The sequence below is a fragment of the Streptomyces sp. NBC_00250 genome (genome assembly GCF_036192275.1).
Taxonomy (GTDB): domain Bacteria; phylum Actinomycetota; class Actinomycetes; order Streptomycetales; family Streptomycetaceae; genus Streptomyces.
This window is the reverse complement of sequence record NZ_CP108088.1, coordinates 7,649,746-7,668,371: the sequence shown is the minus strand read 5'-3', so window position 1 is coordinate 7,668,371 and position 18,626 is coordinate 7,649,746. Positions and strand designations below refer to the sequence as shown.

Genomic DNA, 18,626 nt, shown 5'->3' with positions numbered 1-18,626 from the left:
CGACGGGCGGGCGCGCTCGGGGGTGTCCCCGCAAGGCACCCCCTACGAGACGCCGGGCTCGCGGTGGTGGGCGGCGATGCCGAAGCGGCGCTGTTCGCCGGTAGCGGAGTCCAGGGAGTGGAGGCCGGAGACCGAGCTGATCACCTGCTCGTCGGCGGGCTTCTCGGCCGCCTCGAGTTCCTCCAGGTCAGCGGCGGAGACCAGGGCGACGAGGGGCTTCCCGTGGCGGGTGACGACGACGCGCTCACCGCCGTACACGACGCGGTTGATCAGGTCGGCGAGCTCGGCTCGCGCTTGCGTCACCGGGATCTCGTAGGTCATGCTCCCCATCTTACGGGTTGTACGTCCTGTACATTTTTTACAGATGGAGGTACCCGCCATGGAGGCTCGCCACGTCCTGCCCGAGTTCACGGAGCGGACCAGCTACGGAACCCGGACCCTCGACCCCTACTCCAAGCTCCTCGCGTCCCGGATCGTCTTCCTCGGGACGCCGATCGACGAGACGTCGGCCAACGACGTCATCGCCCAGTTCCTCTACCTGGACCACGCGGCACCGGACCAGGACGTCTCGCTCTACATCAACTCCCCCGGCGGTTCGATCAGCGCCATGACCGCGATCTACGACACGATCCGCTCGCTCCACTGCGACGTGGAGACCACCTGCCTCGGCCAGGCCGCGTCCACCGCCGCCGTCCTGCTCGCCGCCGGCACCCCGGGCAAGCGCATGGTCCTGCCCGGCGCCCGGATCACCCTCCAGCAGCCGACCGTGGACGAGCCGGTACAGGGCCAGCTGAGCGACCTCGACCTCCAGGCCCGCGAGATCCTCCGGCTGCGCGCCCTGGTGGCCGGGATGCTCACCGAGCACACGGGGCAGGACCGGGAGCGCATCGACGCCGACCTCGACCGCCTCACCGTCCTGGACGCGTCGGCGGCGGTCTCGTACGGCCTGGTGGACCACGTGATCACGAACCGGCGCTCGGGCGCCGGCGGCACGGCGGGGTGAGCCGACCATGGTCCCCGAGCTGCCGCCGCTGCCCGCGCTGACACGCGCCGAGGGTGAACTCGTCGACGCCTACCTCGAAGTCGTCGACCTCCTCGGGAAGATCAATCCATCCAGAGGCGCGCATACCTATGGAGCACTTCGCGCCGCACAAGCCCTGGTGGGGCGGGCGGAGGCGCTCCTCCAGGCCCTGACACTCATGCATATGCGGGGCGAGAGCGAGGTGCACGCGGACACGTTGGCGCGCGCCCTCAGGGTGTTGGACGGGGAGCGCAGAGCACACCGCGTCACCGTCCCGCGAACTCGGGCGAGTTGACATTTCCGCGTGTCGTGTCGAGGCCCGGACGGCCGACACGCGCCGCAGAATCGCTCCCCCGTTCGGCGTAGTTGACGAGTCGACAAATGTGTCGGACGAGTTGCGCAACAGATGTACGCATCTGGCGGAATGGGACGTTCCGCCGCTGGTGCGAGGCTCATAGGCCAAACCTCCGAAGATCACAAAGGCTGTCTGTCCACCCGAACGGATCAGTCGTGAGGAGCCTCACATATCGCCGTTTCAGCTCGGATTTCGACCTTGGTGTGGGTCAAGATCCCTGTCGACGACAAGCCCCCGCCACCACGGCGGGGCGGTCCGGGCGGACGCCGAGTCCTGCCGCTGTCCCGGACGTCTGGTCGACAGGATTGGATCGGCAGGAGTGGAGGACCCGATTTTTACGGGACGTACGCGCTGCTTCGGCAGCGGGGCCGTCCCTTGGGGTGAAGCCGCGTCAGCGGCCGGGCATCTTCGCCAGCCCGAACCCGACAGGTCATCCTTCGCAGGCGGCTGACGAAGGGTTGCGCATGACCGCGCAGATGCACGTCCCGTCCCTGCTGTCCCGGGCCGGAGCCGTCTCGGCTCTCACCCTCGCCGCCGTCGGCGGCACGTTGTTCGCACCCGGTGCGGCGACGGAGGCCCAGGCAGCCACCACGCACGCGAACAAGGCACTGAGCGTCGCCGCGTCCAAGAAGGGAGCTCCGTACCGGTACGGGAGCACCGGACCCACGAGGTTCGACTGCTCCGGTCTGACGCTCTACGCGTACAAGAAGGCGGGCAAGTCGCTGCCCCGCACCGCGCAGCAGCAGTACAACAAGACCCGGCACATCTCCGCCTCCACCAGGCAGAAGGGGGACCTGGTCTTCTTCCACTCCGGCGGGAGGGTCTACCACGTGGGCATCTACGCCGGCAACGGCAAGGTCTGGCACTCGCCCAAGACGGGCTCCTGGGTGAAGCTCGACAGGATCTGGTCGTCGAAGGTCTACTACGGCCGCGTCCGCTGATCAGGCAGCGGTAGCGGTTCGTCCGTGAGGGGTGCGGTGGCGCCGCCGTACCCCTGACCGACAGGACAGGAGACCCCTAGCAGCTGGCCACGGGGGCGACCGTCCACGGAAGAGTGATCCAGACCGTCTTGCCGCCGTCGTCGGTCGGTGCGACGGACAGCCGACCCCCGGCCTCCGCCGCCAGGACGCGAATGATGACCATGCCCCGCCCGTTGTCCTGCTGGACGGCCGCCGGGAGGCGCCGCGGCCGGCGCGGATGGCTGTCGGTGACGCCGATGCGGAGCCGTTCCTCCCGCTCCAGACGCACGTCGACCGTGAAGGTGGGCGACTGGCCGAGGGTGTGCAGGACGGCGTTGGTGGCGAGTTCGGAGACGATCAGACGGATCGCGTCCGCGATCTCCGCGGCATCGTCGAGGCCCCAGCCGGTGAGGACGTCCGCGACGTACCGGCGGGCCGTGGGGACCGAGGCGGGATCGCTCGGCAGGGTGACGGATGCTTCCTGGTGATCTGCCATGGCGACGCTGTCCCTTTCCCGCCGGGGCGGCTGCCCCGGATTGCGCTTCGCGTCAGAGTGCCACCGATCGTGCCGCGCCGGGCGGCGTTCCACCAAGATATGTCCCCATCTGTCGCCCGAAGCGGTGAACTCTGGGGTTCCCAAACGCTCTTGGGCGTCTCGTCAGTCCTGCCGGCCGGCCGGCGCCGTGCGCAGAATCGTCGCCACCGCACGCTCGATCTGCGCGTCCGTCAGATCGGCGCGGGCGGTGAGCCGGAGCCGCGAGATGCCGTCGGGTACGGACGGCGGCCGGAAGCAGCCGACCGCCAGGCCCTGTTCGCGGCAGTCCGCCGCCCAGCGCAGCGCCGCCTCCGGGGAGGGCGCGCGCACCGAGACGACGGCCGCGTCGGGCCGCGCGGCCGTGAGGCCGGCCTCCGTGAGCAGGCGGTACAGCGTGGTCGCGACGGTACGGGCCCGCTCGGCGAGGCCGGCCTCGGCCCTGATCAGGCGCAGGCTCGCGAGCGCGCCGCCCGCGGCGGCCGGGGCGAGCCCGGTGTCGAAGATGAAGGTGCGGGCCGCGTTCACCAGGTGCTCGATCACCCGGGCGGGGCCGAGGACGGCACCGCCCTGGCTGCCGAGGGACTTGGAGAGGGTCAGCGTGGCGACGACGTCCTCGTCACCCGCGAGTCCGGCCTCGTGGAGGGCGCCCCGGCCGCCTTCGCCGAGGACGCCGAAGCCATGGGCGTCGTCCACGACGAGTCCGGCGCCGTGCGCGCGGCAGGCCGTGGCCAGCTCCGGCAGCGGGGCCTTGTCGCCGTCGACGGAGAAGACGGAGTCGCTGACGACCAGGGCCCGGCGCCCGGGATGGGCGTCCAGGGTCTTGCGTACGGCCTCGGGGTCGGTGTGCGGTACGACGGCCGTCTCGGCGCGCGCGAGGCGGCAGCCGTCCACGATCGAGGCGTGGTTCGAGGCGTCGGAGACGATCAGGGAGTCCCGGCCGCCGAGCGCGGTGAGCGCGGCCAGGTTGGCGGTGTAGCCGGAGGAGAAGACGAGGGCCGCCTCGAATCCGCAGTAATCGGCGAGCTCGCGCTCCAGCCGGGTGTGCAGCCGGGTGGTGCCGGTGACGAGCCGTGAGCCGGTGGAACCCGCGCCCCAGCTCCTCGCCGCCTCGGCCGCCGCTTCGGTGACCTCAGGACGCCGGGTGAGGCCGAGGTAGTCGTTGCTCGCCAGGTCGAGCAGGTCCGACTCGGCCGCCCGGGGCCGCAGCGTACGGACGAGACCGGCGTCCGCGCGGCGGCGCGCCTCGGCGTCGGTCCAGTCGAACGCGGTCCGGCGCGGGCCCGCGGCCCGTGCGTCGTCGGCCTGTGGCATGCGGCGATCCTTTTGTAGGCAGCGCACAGACCCTAACCAAAGGATGCCGAGGTCGGGATGTGGTCATCCACACACCTCTATCGGGGGCGTTTGTTCGGATCCTCCTTGGCCCGGGGGTGGGCGGTAGGCGAGGATCAACGCTTATGGACCTGCTGAACACGCTGGTGGAGAAGGGGCTGCGGCGCGAGCTGCCGACCCGTGAAGAAGCGCTCGCCGTCCTGGCGACCTCCGACGACGAACTGCTCGATGTGGTGGCGGCGGCCGGCAAGGTGCGCCGTCAGTGGTTCGGGCGGCGGGTGAAGCTCAACTACCTGGTGAACCTGAAGTCGGGGCTCTGCCCCGAGGACTGCTCGTACTGCTCGCAGCGGCTCGGCTCCAAGGCCGAGATCCTCAAGTACACCTGGCTGAAGCCGGACGAGGCCTCCCAGGCCGCCGCCGCGGGTGTCGCGGGCGGGGCGAAGCGGGTCTGCCTGGTGGCGAGCGGTCGCGGTCCGACGGACCGGGACGTGGAGCGCGTCGGCAGGACCATCGAGGCCATCAAGGAGCAGAACGAGGGCATCGAGGTGTGTGCCTGCCTCGGTCTGCTCTCGGACGGACAGGCGGAGCGGCTGCGGGACGCCGGCGCCGACGCGTACAACCACAACCTGAACACGTCCGAGGCGACGTACGAGGGGATCACCAAGACCCACACCTACGCCGACCGGGTGGACACCGTGCAGAAGGCGCACGCCGCCGGTCTGTCGGCCTGCTCGGGTCTGATCGCGGGCATGGGCGAGACCGACGAGGACCTCGTCGACGTCGTCTACGCGCTGCGCGAGCTCGACTCCGACTCGGTACCGGTCAACTTCCTCATTCCCTTCGAGGGCACCCCGCTCGCCAAGGAGTGGAACCTCACCCCGCAGCGCTGCCTGCGGATCCTCGCGATGGTGCGGTTCGTCTGCCCCGACGTCGAGGTACGGATCGCCGGCGGCCGTGAGGTGCACCTGCGCTCGATGCAGCCGCTCGCGCTGAACATCGCGAACTCGATCTTCCTCGGCGACTACCTGACGAGCGAGGGCCAGGCCGGCCAGGCCGACCTGGACATGATCGCGGACGCGGGCTTCGAGGTGGAGGGCGCGGGCACGACCACGCTCCCGAAGCACCGTGCGGACGCGCTCGCCGCGGCGGGCGGCGGCTGCGGTTCCCAGGCGTCGGCGGGCTGCGGCTCGCACGACGCGGCGGAGGGTGCGGGCTGCGGTTCGCACGCCGAGGCGGGCGGCGGCTGCGGTCCGTGCGGGGGCCACGCGCCGGTCGCCGCCGACGAGACGGAGGCCGCGGCGAACCAGGCGCGGACCGACCTGGTCGCCGTGCGCCGCCGGGGCGCGGGCACGGACCTCGCGCCGAACGCGTGACGGCCGTGCGCAACGACGAACTGATCGCCCTCGACCGGGCCCACGTCTGGCATCCGTACGGCCCCATGCCGGGCCGTACGGATCCGCTGGTCGTCGAGTCCGCGTCCGGGGTGCGCCTCCGTCTCGCCGAACCCTCCGAGGGGCAGGCCGAGTTGATCGACGGCATGTCCTCCTGGTGGTCCGCGGTCCACGGCTACAACCACCCCGTGCTCAACGAGGCGGTGCGCGGCCAGCTGGACCGGATGAGCCACGTCATGTTCGGCGGGCTCACCCATGAGCCGGCCGTCCGGCTCGCCGCCCGGCTCGTCGAGATCACCCCCGAGCCGCTGCGGCACGTCTTCCTCAGCGACTCGGGGTCGGTCTCCGTCGAGGTGGCGGTGAAGATGTGCCTGCAGTACTGGCGTTCGCTGGGCCGCCCCGAGAAGAGCCGCATGTTCACCTGGCGCGGCGGCTACCACGGGGACACCTGGCAGCCGATGTCGGTGTGCGACCCCGACGGCGGGATGCACGAGCTGTGGACCGGAGTGCTCCAGCCCCAGGTGTTCGTGGACGCCCCGCCGGCGGCGTACGAGGAGTCGTACGCCGAACTCCTGCGGACCGAGATCGGGAAGCACGCGCACGAACTGGCCGCCGTGATCGTGGAGCCGGTGGTGCAGGGCGCGGGCGGGATGCGCTTCCACGACGCCGAGTACCTGCGGGTGCTGCGCGAGGCCTGCGACGCGCACGACGTGCTGCTCGTCTTCGACGAGATCGCCACGGGGTTCGGGCGTACGGGAACGCTGTTCGCCGCCGACCAGGTGGGGGTCTCCCCCGATGTGATGTGCCTGGGCAAGGCGCTGACCGGCGGCTATCTGTCGATGGCGGCCACGCTCTGCACGAGCCGGGTCGCGGACGGGATCTCGCAGGGCGAGGTCCCGGTCCTGGCCCACGGGCCGACCTTCATGGGCAACCCGCTGGCCTCCGCGGTGGCCCTCGCCTCGATCGACCTGCTGCTCTCCCAGGACTGGCGGGTCGAGGTCAAGCGGATCGAGGCAGGACTGCGGGAGGGGCTCGCCCCGGCCGCCGACCTGCCGGGCGTCCGCGAGGTGCGGGTGCTCGGCGCCATCGGCGTCGTCCAGCTGGACCACCCGGTCGACATGGCGGCGGCCACGCGCGCCGCGGTCCGGGCGGGCGTGTGGGTACGCCCGTTCCGCGACCTGATCTACACGATGCCGCCGTACGTGACGGGCGACGAGGACCTGGCCCGGATCTGCGCCGCGGTGTGCGCGGCGGCGGCCGCGGGCTGATCGGAAGAGCGGGGAGAACAGTGGGAATCATCGTCGTCAGCGGTACGGGCACGGAGATCGGCAAGACCGTCGTCACGGCCGCCGTCGCCGCGATCGCCACGGCCGCCGGCCGGTCGGTCGCCGTCCTGAAGCCCGCGCAGACCGGTGTCGGGCCGGACGAGCGGGGTGACGCGGACGAGGTCGTCCGGCTCTCGGGTGCCGTGGGCTCCGCCGAGCTGGGCCGTTTCCCGGAGCCGTTGGCTCCGGGGACCGCGGCCCGGCGGGCCGGGCTCGCCCCGGTCGGGCCCGCGGAGGTCGCCGAGGCCGCCGGGAAGCTGGCCGCCGAGTACGACCTGGTGCTCGTGGAGGGGGCGGGCGGACTGCTCGTCCGCTTCGACGAGGAGGGCGGCACGCTCGCGGACGCGGCGGCGCTGCTCGGCGCACCCGTCCTGGTGGTGGTCCCGGCCGGTCTGGGCACGCTCAACTCCACGACGCTCACGGCGGAGGCGCTGCGGGCGCGCGGGATCGAGCAGCTGGGCGTCGTGATCGGCAGCTGGCCGGACGCGCCGGACCTGGCGATGCGCTGCAATCTCGCGGACCTGCCGCAGGAGGCGGGCGCGCCGCTCCTCGGGGCCGTACCGGAGGGGTCGGGTTCGCTCGGCCCGGCGGAGTTCCGGGCGGCGGCGGGCGGCTGGCTGAGCCCGGCCCTGGGGGGTACGTGGGACGCGGGGGCGTTCCGGGAGCGGTTCGCGGAGCCGTACGCGGGAGCTTCGTAGCGAGGGACGTGGGGGGCCTCGTCACGAGGGACGCGGGGGTTGCCACTCCGTAGGCTGGAGGCATGCGCGCTCACGTTCAGGAGATCGTCTTCGACTGTGCCGATCCGGCCGCACTCGTCCGCTTCTGGGCCGGGCTGCTCGGCGGTGCTCCGGTCGACCGGAGCACCGACTGGTCGTACGTGGACCCGCCGGGGTTCGTCCGGCTCGCCTTCCAGCGGGTGCCGGAGGGCAAGTCGGTGAAGAACCGTGTCCATCTCGACCTGGAGGTCGAGGACCCTGTCGTGGCCGCCGACGAGGCGCTGACCGCGGGCGCGTCCCGGGTCGGCGGCCTCGTCAAGGACGAGCAGGGCTCCTTCCAGGTCATGCGGGACCCGGAGGGCAACGAGTTCTGCTTCGTGACGGGCTGAGGAGGCTCCGATGACACCGCCGAGCTCTTCCCTGCCCGTGCCGCCCCGTGTCCACCATCCGCTGTTCGCCCGCTTCTACGCCCGGTTCAGCGTGTCCGCCGACGCCAAGGGCGGGCTCGGTGAACTGCGGGAGGAGCTGCTCGCCGGGCTGTCCGGACGGGTGATCGAGATCGGAGCCGGCAACGGGCTGAACTTCGCGCACTACCCGGCCGGGGTCACCGAGGTGGTGGCCCTCGAACCGGAGTCCCGGCTCCGTCGACTGGCCCAGGAGGCCGCGGTCCTGGCCCCGGTCCCGGTGACCGTCCTCCCGGACACGGCCGAGGCGCTGCCGCTCGAGGACGCGTCCTTCGACGGGGCGGTGGCCTCGCTCGTCCTCTGTACGGTACGGAATCTCCCGCAGGCCCTCGCCGAGCTGCACCGGGTGCTTCGCCCCGGCGCCGAGCTGCGTTTCTTCGAACACGGCATGGCGGACACACCCGGCCTCGCGCGGGTGCAGCGGGGACTCGACCGGACGGTCTGGCCGCTGCTGTTCGGCGGCTGCCACACCTCCCGGGCCCCGCTCGCGGCGATCGAGGCGGCCGGATTCGCCCTGGGCCCGTACCGCTCGTTCGACGTTCCCGAGAAGGGCCCGCGGCTGCCGTCCTCCCCTTGTGTGCTCGGCGCGGCACGCCGGTAGCGCCGCCCTCCCCGCGGACCGTCCCGCATACCGGAAATCCCGGCGACGGCTCGGCCCGCGTGATGGGATCCGGTCATGATCGATCTGCAGATACGCGCCGCCACCCCCGACGACGCCGAGGCCGTGCTGTCCTTCTGGAAGGAGTCCGCCAAGGGGACGTCCATCTCGGACGACGTGAACGGGGTGACCCGGCTCGTCGAGCGCGACCCCGAGGCGCTGCTCCTCGCCCTGGCCGACGGTCTGATCGTCGGGTCCGTGATCGCGGGCTGGGACGGCTGGCGCGCCCACGTCTACCGGCTCGCCGTACTGCCTTCCCACCGTCGGCGTGGCATCTCCACCGCCCTCCTGCGAGCGGCCGAGAATCGTTTCGTCGCGCTCGGCGGGCGGCGCGTGGACGCCATGGTCCTGGAGGCGAACGAGACGGGACAGGGGCTCTGGACGGCGGCCGGGTACGGGCGCGAGGACCACTGGCGCCGCTGGGTGAAGCCGCTCACCGGCTGAGCCACGAACGAAGCCCCGAACCGAACCGTGCTGACCTGCCCCTGGACCGGTCACCACACCGTTTTGCCGATCCTTTACCATGGTCTCTCATCCAGACGACCCGACGACCGAAAGGTGTGAGCGTCCGCCCATGGGCGAGCCTCCCAGTAGTACCGATTTCCGTACTGCTTCCGAAAGCACCGGCTCCGACAGCCGACATCGAGCATTCCCCCTCCCCCTGGCTGATCATGGGACGGAGGTGAACCGATGACCGAAGTGCTTCTGCTCCTCCTGGCGCTCCTCCTCTCCGTCGCGTGCGGTGCCTTCGTCGCGGCCGAGTTCTCGCTGACCACGGTCGAGCGCCGCGAGCTCGAAGACGCCGTGGAGCGTGGCGAGCGCGGTGCGGCGGGAGCGCTCAAGGCCGTCAGGTCGCTCACCTTCCAGCTCTCCGGCGCCCAGCTGGGCATCACCGTCACCAATCTGGTCGTCGGCATGCTGGCCGAGCCCTCGATCTCCAAGCTCATCCGGGGCCCGCTCGAAGACCTCGGCCTCTCCTCCTCCGTCGCCTCGTCCGTGGCGCTGGTCCTGGGCACCGCCCTGTCGACCGTCGTCCTGATGGTGGTCGGCGAGCTGGTCCCCAAGAACTGGGCGATCTCCTCGCCCCTCGCGGTCGCGAAGGTCGTCGCCACCCCGCAGCGGGTGTTCACCGCCGCCTTCAAGCCGCTGATCAGCCATCTCAACAACACCGCGAACCGGATCCTGCGCCGCCTCGGCATGGAGCCGACCGAGGAACTGGCCTCCGCGCGCTCCCCGCAGGAGCTGGTGGCACTCGCCCGCCACTCCGCGAAGGAAGGCGCCCTGGAGGCGGACACGGCCGAGCTGTTCGTCCGCACCCTCAACCTCGCGGAGCTGACCGCCGAGAACGTGATGACGCCCCGCGTGCAGGTCACCGCCCTGGAGGTGCAGGCCACCGCCGAGGACGTCGCCAACGCGACCCGCGCGACCGGCCTGTCCCGATTCCCCGTCTACCGGGGCAACCTGGACTCCGTCGTCGGCATCGCGCACATCAAGGACGTCCTCGCCATACCGGCCGAGGAACGGCCCCACCGCCGGATCGGCGAGCTGCTGCGCGAGCCGCTGCTCGTCCCCGAGACGCTGACCGTGGACCGACTCCTGGACCGGCTGTCCGGGAAGCAGACGATGGCCGTCGTCATCGACGAGTACGGCGGCACCGCCGGGGTCGCCACCCTGGAGGACATCGTCGAGGAGGTCGTCGGCGAGGTGCGCGACGAACACGACCCGCACGAGACGCCGGACCTGGCGCGGGCGGGCGAGGATGCGGACGGGCGTGAGCTCTGGTCCGCCGACGGCGCGGCCCGTACCGACCAGTTGGAGGCGATCGGCCTCCGGGTGCCGGACGGCCCGTACGAGACGCTCGCGGGCTTCGTCGCCCATGAGCTGGGCCGCATCCCGGCCGTCGGCGACAGCGTGGAGCCGGCCGGCTGGCGGCTCGACGTCGTGGACGCCTCGGGCCGACGCGCCGCGCGCGTACTGCTCCACGCGCCCCTGACGCACGAGCACCAGGACACGACCGGGGAGGTCGGCCGATGATCGTCATCCAGCTGTTGATCGGCTTCCTGACCCTGGTCGTCAACGCCTTCTTCGTCGGCGCCGAGTTCGCCCTGATCTCGGTGCGCCGCAGTCAGATCGAGCCGCTGGCCGAGGAAGGGAACCGGCGGGCGCGCAGCGTCATCTGGGGCCTCGAACACGTCTCCGCGCTGCTCGCCGCGGCGCAGCTCGGTATCACGCTCTGCACCCTGGTGCTCGGCATCGTCGCCGAACCGGCCATCGCACACCTGCTGGAGCCGGTCTTCGACGCGGTCGGCGTGCCGCACGGCCTGGTCCACCCGATCTCGTTCGTGATCGCGCTGAGCGTGGCCACGTACCTGCACATGCTGCTGGGCGAGATGGTGCCGAAGAACATCGCGCTCGCCGAGCCGACGCGTACGGCGCTCCTGCTCGGCCCGCCGCTCGTGAGCATCGCGCGGGCCTTGCGTCCGGTGATCTTCGCGATCAACGCCTTCGCCAACGCGCTGCTCAAGCTGCTGCGGGTGGAGGTCAAGGACGAGGTCGCGGCGACCTTCTCGGACGACGAGCTGGCCCGCATGGTCACCGACGCCGGCGACGCCGGGCTCCTGGACGACCGGGCCGCCGAGCGGCTGCACGACGCCCTGGAGCTGGGCCGGCGTCCTGTACGGGATGTCGTGATGCCGGCGGAGAAGGTGGTGTACGCGCAGGTCGGCACCACTCCCGAGGAGCTGGAGGCGCTGGCGGCGCGGACGGGCTACTCGCGTTTCCCGGTGGTCGACGAGGAGCGCCGGATCCTGGGCTATCTGCACGTGAAGGACGCCCTGGACGTCTCCCCGCGGGACGAGCCGTTCCCGGTGTCCGCGCTGCGGCCGATCGCCCGGGTCCGGGCGGCCACGCCGCTGGACGACGTGCTGACGGCGATGCGCCGCAGCCGGACGCACCTGGCGGCGGTCCTCGACGAGGACGACAAGCCGGCCGGGCTCGTGACGATGGAGGACGTGCTGCGGGAGCTGGTGGGCCGCCCGGCGGCGCCGTAGCACCAGGGGAAGCACAGGAGGGCCCCGGGAGCGCGACGTTCCCGGGGCCCTCCCGTGTCCGGGCTCCGGCGGAACGATGCGCATACCGCGCGGTATGATCGCTCCGCCATGGAGATCAATGCCACGTACAACAGTTTCGTCGCCCTCGGCGACAGCTTCACCGAAGGCATGTCGGACCGGAAGCCCGACGGTTCCTACCGGGGCTGGGCCGACGTCCTCGCGGACCGGCTGGCCGCCCGCACACCCGACTTCCGGTACGCCAACCTCGCCGTACGCGGCAAGCTCATCGGCCAGATCGTCGAGCAGCAGGTCGACACGGCCGCCGCGATGAAGGCCGACGTCGTGACGCTCGTCGGCGGGCTCAACGACACCCTGCGGCCCAAGGTCGACATGGGACGGGTGCGCGGGCTGCTCACCGAGGCCGTCGAGAAGCTCGTGCCCTCCTGCGGGCAGCTGGTCCTGATGCGCAGCCCCGGCCGGAACGGGCCGGTCCTGGAGCGCTTCCGCCCCCGGATGGAGGAGCTCTTCGCGCACGTCGACGAGCTCGCCGCCCGGCACGGGGCCCTGGTCGTCGACCTGTACAGCGCCCCCTCGCTCGCCGACCCCCGGCTGTGGGACGTGGACCGGCTCCACCTCACCGCCGACGGGCACCGCCGGGTCGCCGAGGCCGTGTGGCAGGCGCTCGGTCTGGCTCCCGAGGAGGACTGGCGGACGCCGCCGCCCCCGACCCCTCAGCCGGGCTGGGCGAGCCGTCGGGTGGCGGACGCCCGCTTCGCCAAGGAGCACCTGGGGCCATGGATCGGGCGGCGCCTCACCGGCCGCTCGTCGGGCGACGGCCGCGCGCCCAAGCGCCCGGAGCTGCTGCCGTACGAGCCGACGACGGAGCCGTAGGCCCGGTGGGCGCCGCTCGGGAGCGGCGCCCGTGAGCTGCGTCTCGTAGCAAGCTCCAGGTCGGACCGTGGCGCTGGCCTGCAGAAACCGCCAGTAGAATCTGTCCACGTGACTGCTGTGACTGCGAAGCCCCGTATCCCCAACGTCCTGGCCGGCCGCTACGCCTCCGCGGAGCTCGCCGTCCTCTGGTCCCCCGAGCAGAAGGTGAAGCTGGAGCGTCAGCTCTGGCTCGCCGTGCTGCGTGCGCAGAAGGACCTCGGGATCGAGGTTCCGGACGCCGCCCTCGCCGACTACGAGCGGGTGCTCGACCAGGTCGACCTCGGCTCCATCGCCGAGCGCGAGAAGGTCACCCGGCACGACGTGAAGGCCCGGATCGAGGAGTTCAACGCCCTCGCCGGGCACGAGCACGTCCACAAGGGCATGACCTCGCGCGACCTCACCGAGAACGTCGAGCAGCTGCAGATCCGGCTCTCCCTGGAGCTGATGCGGGACCGTACGGTCGCCGTCCTCGGCCGCCTCGGCAAGCTGTCCGCCGAGTACGCGGAGCTGGTCATGGCCGGCCGCTCGCACAACGTCGCCGCCCAGGCGACCACCCTCGGCAAGCGTTTCGCGACCGCCGCGGACGAGCTGCTCGTGGCGTACGCGCGCCTGGAGGAGCTCCTCGGCCGCTACCCGCTGCGCGGCATCAAGGGCCCGGTCGGCACCGCCCAGGACATGCTGGACCTGCTCGGCGGCGACGCCGGCAAGCTGGCCGACCTGGAGCAGCGGATCGCCGGTCACCTCGGCTTCGCCCACGCCTTCACCTCGGTCGGCCAGGTCTACCCGCGCTCGCTCGACTACGACGTGGTCACCTCGCTGGTGCAGCTGGCCGCCGCCCCGTCGTCGATCGCCAAGACGATCCGTCTGATGGCGGGCCACGAGCTGGTCACCGAGGGCTTCAAGCCCGGCCAGGTCGGCTCCTCCGCGATGCCGCACAAGATGAACACCCGCTCCTGCGAGCGCGTCAACGGCCTCATGGTCATCCTGCGCGGCTACGCGTCGATGACCGGCGAGCTGGCCGGCGACCAGTGGAACGAGGGCGACGTGTCCTGCTCCGTGGTCCGCCGGGTCGCGCTGCCCGACGCGTTCTTCGCGCTCGACGGTCTCCTGGAGACCTTCCTCACCGTGCTCGACGAGTTCGGCGCCTTCCCGGCCGTCGTCGCCCGCGAGCTCGACCGCTACCTGCCGTTCCTGGCGACCACCAAGGTCCTCATGGGCGCCGTGCGCGCCGGGGTCGGCCGCGAGGTCGCCCACGAGGCCATCAAGGAGAACGCCGTCGCCTCCGCCCTCGCCATGCGCGAGCAGGGCACGGTGCAGAACGAGCTCCTCGACAAGCTGGCCGCGGACGAGCGCATCCCGCTGGACCGGGCGCAGCTCGACGAGCTGATGGCGGACAAGCTGTCCTTCACCGGCGCCGCCGCCGACCAGGTCGCGTCCGTGGTCTCCCGCATCGAGGAGATCCTCAAGCAGCACCCGGAGGCCGCCGCCTACGCCCCCGGCGCGATCCTCTGACCGGGAGCCCCCGGTTCACCAAGGAGCAGCTGGAGGCCGCCCGTGGCCGCGTCGTTCCCGACGTGGTGGCGGGCGGCCTCTCGGTGTTGTTCTGCGGGATCAACCCGGGTCTCATGACGGCGGCGACGGGCCACCACTTCGCCCGTCCCGGCAACCGCTTCTGGCCGGTGCTCCATCTGTCCGGCTTCACCCCACGGCAGCTGCGGCCGGACGAGCAGGAAGAGCTCCTCCTGCACGGTCTCGGGATCACGAACGTGGTGGCGCGGGCGACCGCGCGGGCCGACGAACTGACGCGTGAGGAGTACCGCGAGGGCGGGCGGATCCTGACCGGGAAGGTGGAGCGCCTCGCGCCCCGGTGGCTCGCGGTCGTCGGTGTGACCGCGTACCGCACGGCGTTCGGCGAACCGAAGGCGGCCATCGGCCCGCAGGAGCGCATGATCGGATCCACCCGGGTCTGGGCGCTGCCCAACCCGAGCGGCCTGAACGCGCACTGGACCGCGGCGACGATGGCCGAGGAGTACGCCCGCCTCCGGGAGGCCGCGCAGGCTCCCTGAGGAGGCTGGGCCGTCACGCAGGCCCGGTACTCACCGTCCCTCGGGCGGTTCCACCGTGGTGGTCACGGCGAGAAGCTGGAACGGCAGCTCCGTGTCCCACTGGGAGACGCCGAGGCCGATCCAGTACCCGTCGACCCGCCACAGGCACAGCTCCGGGGTGTGGCCACTGAGCGACGCCCAGGGTTCGGGTATCGGCTCCCCGTCCATGCTTCTCTCCAGTACGGGCCCGAGGTCGAGGTCCCGGGGCGGGCCCCAGCGCGCGGTGAGCAGGGCGGCGAGCCCGTCCCGTTCCGCTTGGTACTGGTCCTCGACGATCTCGCGGCGCGTGCCGTCGTCCTCCCAGAACTCCTCGCTCGTCGCGAGCTCCGCCAGATGGAAGTCCGGTCCGCCGTCGAACCCCCGGGCCCGAAGCACGTCGATCGCCGCCAGATGGCCTGCCGTGGTCATGCACCCAGTAAAGCCCCCACCACTGACAGTTGGCGCCGCGTCAGGAACGGCGGACCGACGGCGGCGGGCCCCGGGGCGGGGGCGGATCCGGTGCGTGGTGGGGGCGGCACTCGCCGCGACCGTGCCCATTGAGTACCATCCGCCGAAGAGGTGCACGAGCTGGGAGGACACACTGTGGGGCGGCTGACCGGCGGGGATCCGTCTCTGCTGCGGCGGATCAACTCCGCGGTGGTACTCCATGCGCTGCGTGGCGCCGACGCGCCCACGCTCACGGACCTGACCCGGATCACGGGCCTCTCACGGCCCACGGTCGAAGGGGTCGTCGAGGGACTCATGGAGGGCGGTCTCGTCGTCGAGGCGGCGCCCGAGGAGGGCGAGGCCCGGCGGCAGGGGCGTCCGGCGCGGAGGTTCCGCTTCCGCGCGGAGGCCGGTCATCTGCTCGGCATCGAGATCGGCCCGCACCGGGTCGCCGCGCTGCTCTCCGGTCTGGACGGGCGCATCATCGGCGCAGGGTCGCGCGAGGTGTCGGAGACGGCGCCCGAGGACGAGCGCCTCGACCGGGTGCGCACGGTCGTCGCCGACGTGCTGCGCAGGGCCGGGGTCGCCCGGTCCAATCTGCGGGCGGTCGGCGTCGGCACCCCCGGCATCGTGGAGGCCGACGGAACGGTCCGCCTGGGTACGGCCCTGCCGGGCTGGACGGGTCTCGCGCTCGGCGAGCGCCTGCGGCGCTCCTTCAAGTGCCCGGTGATCGTGGAGAACGACGCGAACGCGGCGGCCGTCGCCGAGCACTGGAAGGGTGCCGCGACCGACTCCGACGACATCGTCTTCGTACTGGCCGGGCTGAGCCCGGGCGCGGGTTCGCTGATCGGCGGCCGGCTGCACCGCGGCTTCGGCGGCGCGGCCGGGGAGATCGGCGCCCTGCACCTGCTCGGCCGGGGCGTGACCCCCGAGCATCTGCTGTCGACGACGGACGAGCCGCTGCACCCGCTGGACGAGCAGGCGGTCGCCGAGGTGTTCGCGCTGGCCCGGAAGGGCGACGCGCGCGCGGAGGCGGCGGTGGAGCGGTTCATCCAGCGGCTCGTGCACGACGTGGCGGCCCTGGTGCTCGCGATCGACCCCGAGCTGGTGGTCGTCGGCGGCTGGGCGGCCGGCCTGGACGGCGTGCTCCAGCCGCTCCGGGAGGAGCTGGCCCGGTTCTGTCTGCGGCCGCCGCGGGTGGTGCTGTCCCTGCTCGGCGAGGCCGCCGTGGGGACGGGCGCGCTGCGGCTCGCCCTCGACCACGTCGAGGAGCAGCTGTTCGCGGTCGACGGCACGGTGACGGCCCGCCGCTAGGTCGTATCCCTCGCGACGGGCCGTCGGGCCGGTGTTCGGTGTTCGTGGGAGGGGCGTTACGAGGCCATGACCAGGTCGACCGAGTCGCCGAAGGTGAGGCGGCAGGTGTCGGCGCGGTAGGTGGCCACGGAGACGGCGGCGGTACGCCCTCCGGAGAGGTAGCGGGTCGTCACGACGAGCACGGGCGCGCCCGGCAGCCGGTCGAGCTCCTTGGCGTCGTCGGCGCGGGCGGATCCGAGCTCCACGGAGCGGTCCTGGCCGTCGAGGGCGAGGTGCTGGAGTTCGCGGAGCACGGCGCGGGCGCGGGCGACTCCGGCGGGCGCGTCGATGGCGCTGAGGCCCGGGACGGATCCGGCGGGCACGTACAGCAGCTCGGCGGCGACGGGCTGGCCCTGGCTGACGCGGATGCGGCGGACGATGTGCACCCGCTCCTCGGCGTCGTTCTCCAGGACGCGCGCGACGGCGGCCGGGGCCACGTCCGCGGCGGAGTCCAGGGACTGCCAGGCCTCGTCCCCGACGCCCGGCCAGGCGTGCTGGGTGGTGGAGACGTCGACGCCGACGCGCGGCGGGGCGACCGTGGTGCCGACGCCGCGACGGCGCTGCAGTCGGCCTTCCAGCTCCAGCTGCTCCAGGGCCTGGCGGAGCGTGGCACGGGCGACGCCGAAGCGTGCCGCCAGCTCGCGCTCGTTGGGGAGGATCTCCCCGACCGCGAAGTCCGAGTCGAGTGCTTCGCCGATCACTGTCTTGAGGTGCTGGTACTTCGGCTCCGGTACCGATGCCAGCTGCGTGGTCCCCACCCTGATCCTCCGCAATTCGCCGTGTCCCGCGGCGTTTTTCCGCGCCCTTGTTTATTAAAGGTTCCTGCACTAACTCTGCGACCATAAGGCGAGCCAATCCCTTGGTCAAGACCAATCCTCTGTCGAACGCCCCTGAATGTGACCCTCTGACCTAGATCGTTCACAGGACGTTCGCGTCCCCGTGAGCCCAGCGCAGCAAAAAACCCCGCCTCCCGGGGTGGGAGGCGGGGCAAGTTCCGGCCGATCGGCGTGATCGGTTCGGTCGGGGCGGTCCTTCGGACCTCAGAGGGCCGCGGCGTCGGCGAGGCCCTGGAGCTTGTCGGGGTTACGGATGATGTAGACGCACTGGATGCGCCCGTCGAGCACCTCGATCTGGAAGACGGAGTCCGCCTGCCCGTCGGCGAGGGCGAGGAGGGCGGGGGCGCCGTTGAGTTCGACGAAGCGGAACTCGAAGCGCTCGTCCGCACCCTGGGCGGTGGCGTGGAGGAAGCGGCCGACCTTGTCGGCACTGTCGATGATCCGCAGCGGCGCCTTCGACTTGCCGCCGCTGTCGCCGACGAGCCGTACGTCCGGGGCGAGCAGGGCGAGCAGGCCGGCGAGGTCGCCGCCCGCCGCGGCGGAGAGGAAGCGCTCGGTGAGGTCGCGGCGCTCGTTCGGGTCGACGTCGTAGCGCGGCTTGCCCTCGTCGACGTGGCGGCGGGCGCGCCCGGCGAGCTGGCGAACGGCCGCCTCGGAGCGGTCCAGGGCGGTGGCGATCTCCCCGTACGGGAAGCCGAAGGCCTCGCGCAGCACGAAGACGGCCCGCTCCAGCGGGGAGAGGGATTCGAGGACGACCAGGACCGCGAGCGAGACGGAGTCGGCGAGCAGGGCACGCTCGGCCGTGTCGGGCGCGGTCGGGCCGAAGTCGGTGACCACGGGCTCGGGCAGCCAGGGGCCGACGTAGGACTCGCGGCGCGCCTGGGCCTGCCGGAGGCGGTCGATGGCGAGCCGTGTCGTGATCCGTACGAGGAAGGCGCGGGGTTCGCGGACCTCGGCACGGTCCTCGGCGGTCCAGCGCAGCCAGGCCTCCTGGACGACGTCCTCGGCGTCGGCCGCGCGGCCGAGCATCCGGTAGGCGACGCCGAGGAGCATCGAGCGGTGCTCCTCGAAGAGTTCGGTCAGGGTGTCGGTCGCAATGTCAGGCACCTGCCCATCCCAGCCCACGTTCGGCTCCGTGTCCAGTTTCGGCCGGAGGTCTTGAACTCCAGGCTA

The 18,626-nt window shown here is 72.1% G+C and carries 21 protein-coding genes and 1 riboswitch; of the genes, 15 read left to right on the top strand and 6 right to left on the bottom strand.

Translation table 11 applies throughout. The features are described from left to right. Positions 1-42 precede the first annotated feature (42 nt). The gene (locus tag OG259_RS34810) at positions 43-321 is read right to left on the bottom strand and encodes a type II toxin-antitoxin system Phd/YefM family antitoxin (RefSeq protein WP_030316684.1); all 279 of its coding nucleotides are present in this window, start codon (positions 319-321) and stop codon (positions 43-45) included. A gap of 58 nt (positions 322-379) precedes the next feature. Between OG259_RS34810 and OG259_RS34805 the strand changes: the two genes are divergently transcribed. The 3 genes from OG259_RS34805 (at position 380) to OG259_RS34795 (ending at position 2,317) form a co-directional block, all read left to right on the top strand. Then, a complete protein-coding gene (locus tag OG259_RS34805; RefSeq protein WP_328945850.1) occupies positions 380-1,003 on the top strand; it encodes an ATP-dependent Clp protease proteolytic subunit in 624 nt (207 codons plus the stop codon). 7 nt (positions 1,004-1,010) lie between these two features. Further along, positions 1,011-1,316, top strand: coding sequence for a hypothetical protein (locus tag OG259_RS34800; RefSeq protein WP_328945849.1), 306 nt, complete (start codon positions 1,011-1,013; stop codon positions 1,314-1,316). 399 nt (positions 1,317-1,715) lie between these two features. Beyond that, positions 1,716-1,837: riboswitch (cyclic di-AMP (ydaO/yuaA leader) on the top strand. Positions 1,838-1,840: 3 nt separating this feature from the next. Then, entirely contained in the window at positions 1,841-2,317 is a 477-nt protein-coding gene (locus OG259_RS34795) for a C40 family peptidase (RefSeq protein WP_266902737.1), read from the top strand. Positions 2,318-2,393: 76 nt separating this feature from the next. On the opposite strand, the gene OG259_RS34790 is transcribed toward OG259_RS34795, so the two are convergent. Next, on the bottom strand, positions 2,394-2,831 hold the full coding sequence (locus OG259_RS34790; protein ID WP_328945848.1) for an ATP-binding protein: 438 nt from the start codon (positions 2,829-2,831) through the stop codon (positions 2,394-2,396). A 162-nt stretch (positions 2,832-2,993) separates the two neighbouring features. Beyond that, positions 2,994-4,181, bottom strand: a complete 1,188-nt coding sequence (locus OG259_RS34785; RefSeq protein ID WP_328945847.1) for an 8-amino-7-oxononanoate synthase — start codon at positions 4,179-4,181, stop codon at positions 2,994-2,996. Between the two features lie 143 nt (positions 4,182-4,324). On the opposite strand from OG259_RS34785, the gene bioB reads away from it, so the two are divergent. The 11 genes from bioB (at position 4,325) to mug (ending at position 14,799) form a co-directional block, all read left to right on the top strand. Further along, complete coding sequence (gene bioB, locus OG259_RS34780; protein WP_328945846.1) at positions 4,325-5,572, top strand: biotin synthase BioB; 1,248 nt, start codon at positions 4,325-4,327, stop codon at positions 5,570-5,572. 5 nt (positions 5,573-5,577) lie between these two features. After that, the gene (locus tag OG259_RS34775; RefSeq protein WP_328945845.1) at positions 5,578-6,858 is read left to right on the top strand and encodes an adenosylmethionine--8-amino-7-oxononanoate transaminase; all 1,281 of its coding nucleotides are present in this window, start codon (positions 5,578-5,580) and stop codon (positions 6,856-6,858) included. A 20-nt stretch (positions 6,859-6,878) separates the two neighbouring features. Beyond that, positions 6,879-7,613: a dethiobiotin synthase gene (gene bioD, locus OG259_RS34770; RefSeq protein WP_328945844.1), complete on the top strand. Its 735-nt coding sequence runs from the start codon at positions 6,879-6,881 to the stop codon at positions 7,611-7,613. A gap of 62 nt (positions 7,614-7,675) precedes the next feature. Then, on the top strand, positions 7,676-8,020 hold the full coding sequence (locus OG259_RS34765; protein WP_328945843.1) for a VOC family protein: 345 nt from the start codon (positions 7,676-7,678) through the stop codon (positions 8,018-8,020). Between the two features lie 10 nt (positions 8,021-8,030). Continuing rightward, on the top strand, positions 8,031-8,696 hold the full coding sequence (locus OG259_RS34760) for a class I SAM-dependent methyltransferase (protein WP_328945842.1): 666 nt from the start codon (positions 8,031-8,033) through the stop codon (positions 8,694-8,696). A gap of 75 nt (positions 8,697-8,771) precedes the next feature. Further along, on the top strand, positions 8,772-9,197 hold the full coding sequence (locus OG259_RS34755) for a GNAT family N-acetyltransferase (protein ID WP_328945841.1): 426 nt from the start codon (positions 8,772-8,774) through the stop codon (positions 9,195-9,197). Between the two features lie 246 nt (positions 9,198-9,443). After that, positions 9,444-10,787: a hemolysin family protein gene (locus tag OG259_RS34750; RefSeq protein ID WP_328945840.1), complete on the top strand. Its 1,344-nt coding sequence runs from the start codon at positions 9,444-9,446 to the stop codon at positions 10,785-10,787. Further along, positions 10,784-11,803 carry a hemolysin family protein gene (locus tag OG259_RS34745; RefSeq protein WP_328945839.1) on the top strand — a complete coding sequence of 340 codons (1,020 nt, stop codon included), beginning with the start codon at positions 10,784-10,786 and terminating at the stop codon, positions 11,801-11,803. The genes OG259_RS34750 and OG259_RS34745 overlap by 4 nt, the downstream gene beginning before the upstream one ends. A 108-nt stretch (positions 11,804-11,911) precedes the next feature. Continuing rightward, positions 11,912-12,694 carry an SGNH/GDSL hydrolase family protein gene (locus OG259_RS34740; RefSeq protein WP_328945838.1) on the top strand — a complete coding sequence of 261 codons (783 nt, stop codon included), beginning with the start codon at positions 11,912-11,914 and terminating at the stop codon, positions 12,692-12,694. 108 nt (positions 12,695-12,802) lie between these two features. Beyond that, complete coding sequence (gene purB, locus OG259_RS34735; protein WP_187623649.1) at positions 12,803-14,245, top strand: adenylosuccinate lyase; 1,443 nt, start codon at positions 12,803-12,805, stop codon at positions 14,243-14,245. Positions 14,246-14,307: 62 nt separating this feature from the next. Next, positions 14,308-14,799, top strand: coding sequence for a G/U mismatch-specific DNA glycosylase (gene mug, locus OG259_RS34730; protein ID WP_328945837.1), 492 nt, complete (start codon positions 14,308-14,310; stop codon positions 14,797-14,799). A 30-nt stretch (positions 14,800-14,829) separates the two neighbouring features. Here the strand turns inward: mug and OG259_RS34725 are convergent, their stop codons facing one another. Further along, a complete protein-coding gene (locus tag OG259_RS34725; protein WP_328945836.1) occupies positions 14,830-15,246 on the bottom strand; it encodes a hypothetical protein in 417 nt (138 codons plus the stop codon). A gap of 174 nt (positions 15,247-15,420) precedes the next feature. Between OG259_RS34725 and OG259_RS34720 the strand changes: the two genes are divergently transcribed. Continuing rightward, complete coding sequence (locus tag OG259_RS34720; protein ID WP_266902765.1) at positions 15,421-16,578, top strand: ROK family transcriptional regulator; 1,158 nt, start codon at positions 15,421-15,423, stop codon at positions 16,576-16,578. A gap of 56 nt (positions 16,579-16,634) precedes the next feature. On the opposite strand, the gene OG259_RS34715 is transcribed toward OG259_RS34720, so the two are convergent. After that, complete coding sequence (locus OG259_RS34715; protein WP_328945835.1) at positions 16,635-17,375, bottom strand: GntR family transcriptional regulator; 741 nt, start codon at positions 17,373-17,375, stop codon at positions 16,635-16,637. Positions 17,376-17,657: 282 nt separating this feature from the next. Next, positions 17,658-18,551: an RNA polymerase sigma-70 factor gene (locus OG259_RS34710; RefSeq protein ID WP_328947265.1), complete on the bottom strand. Its 894-nt coding sequence runs from the start codon at positions 18,549-18,551 to the stop codon at positions 17,658-17,660. Positions 18,552-18,626: the final 75 nt, after the last annotated feature.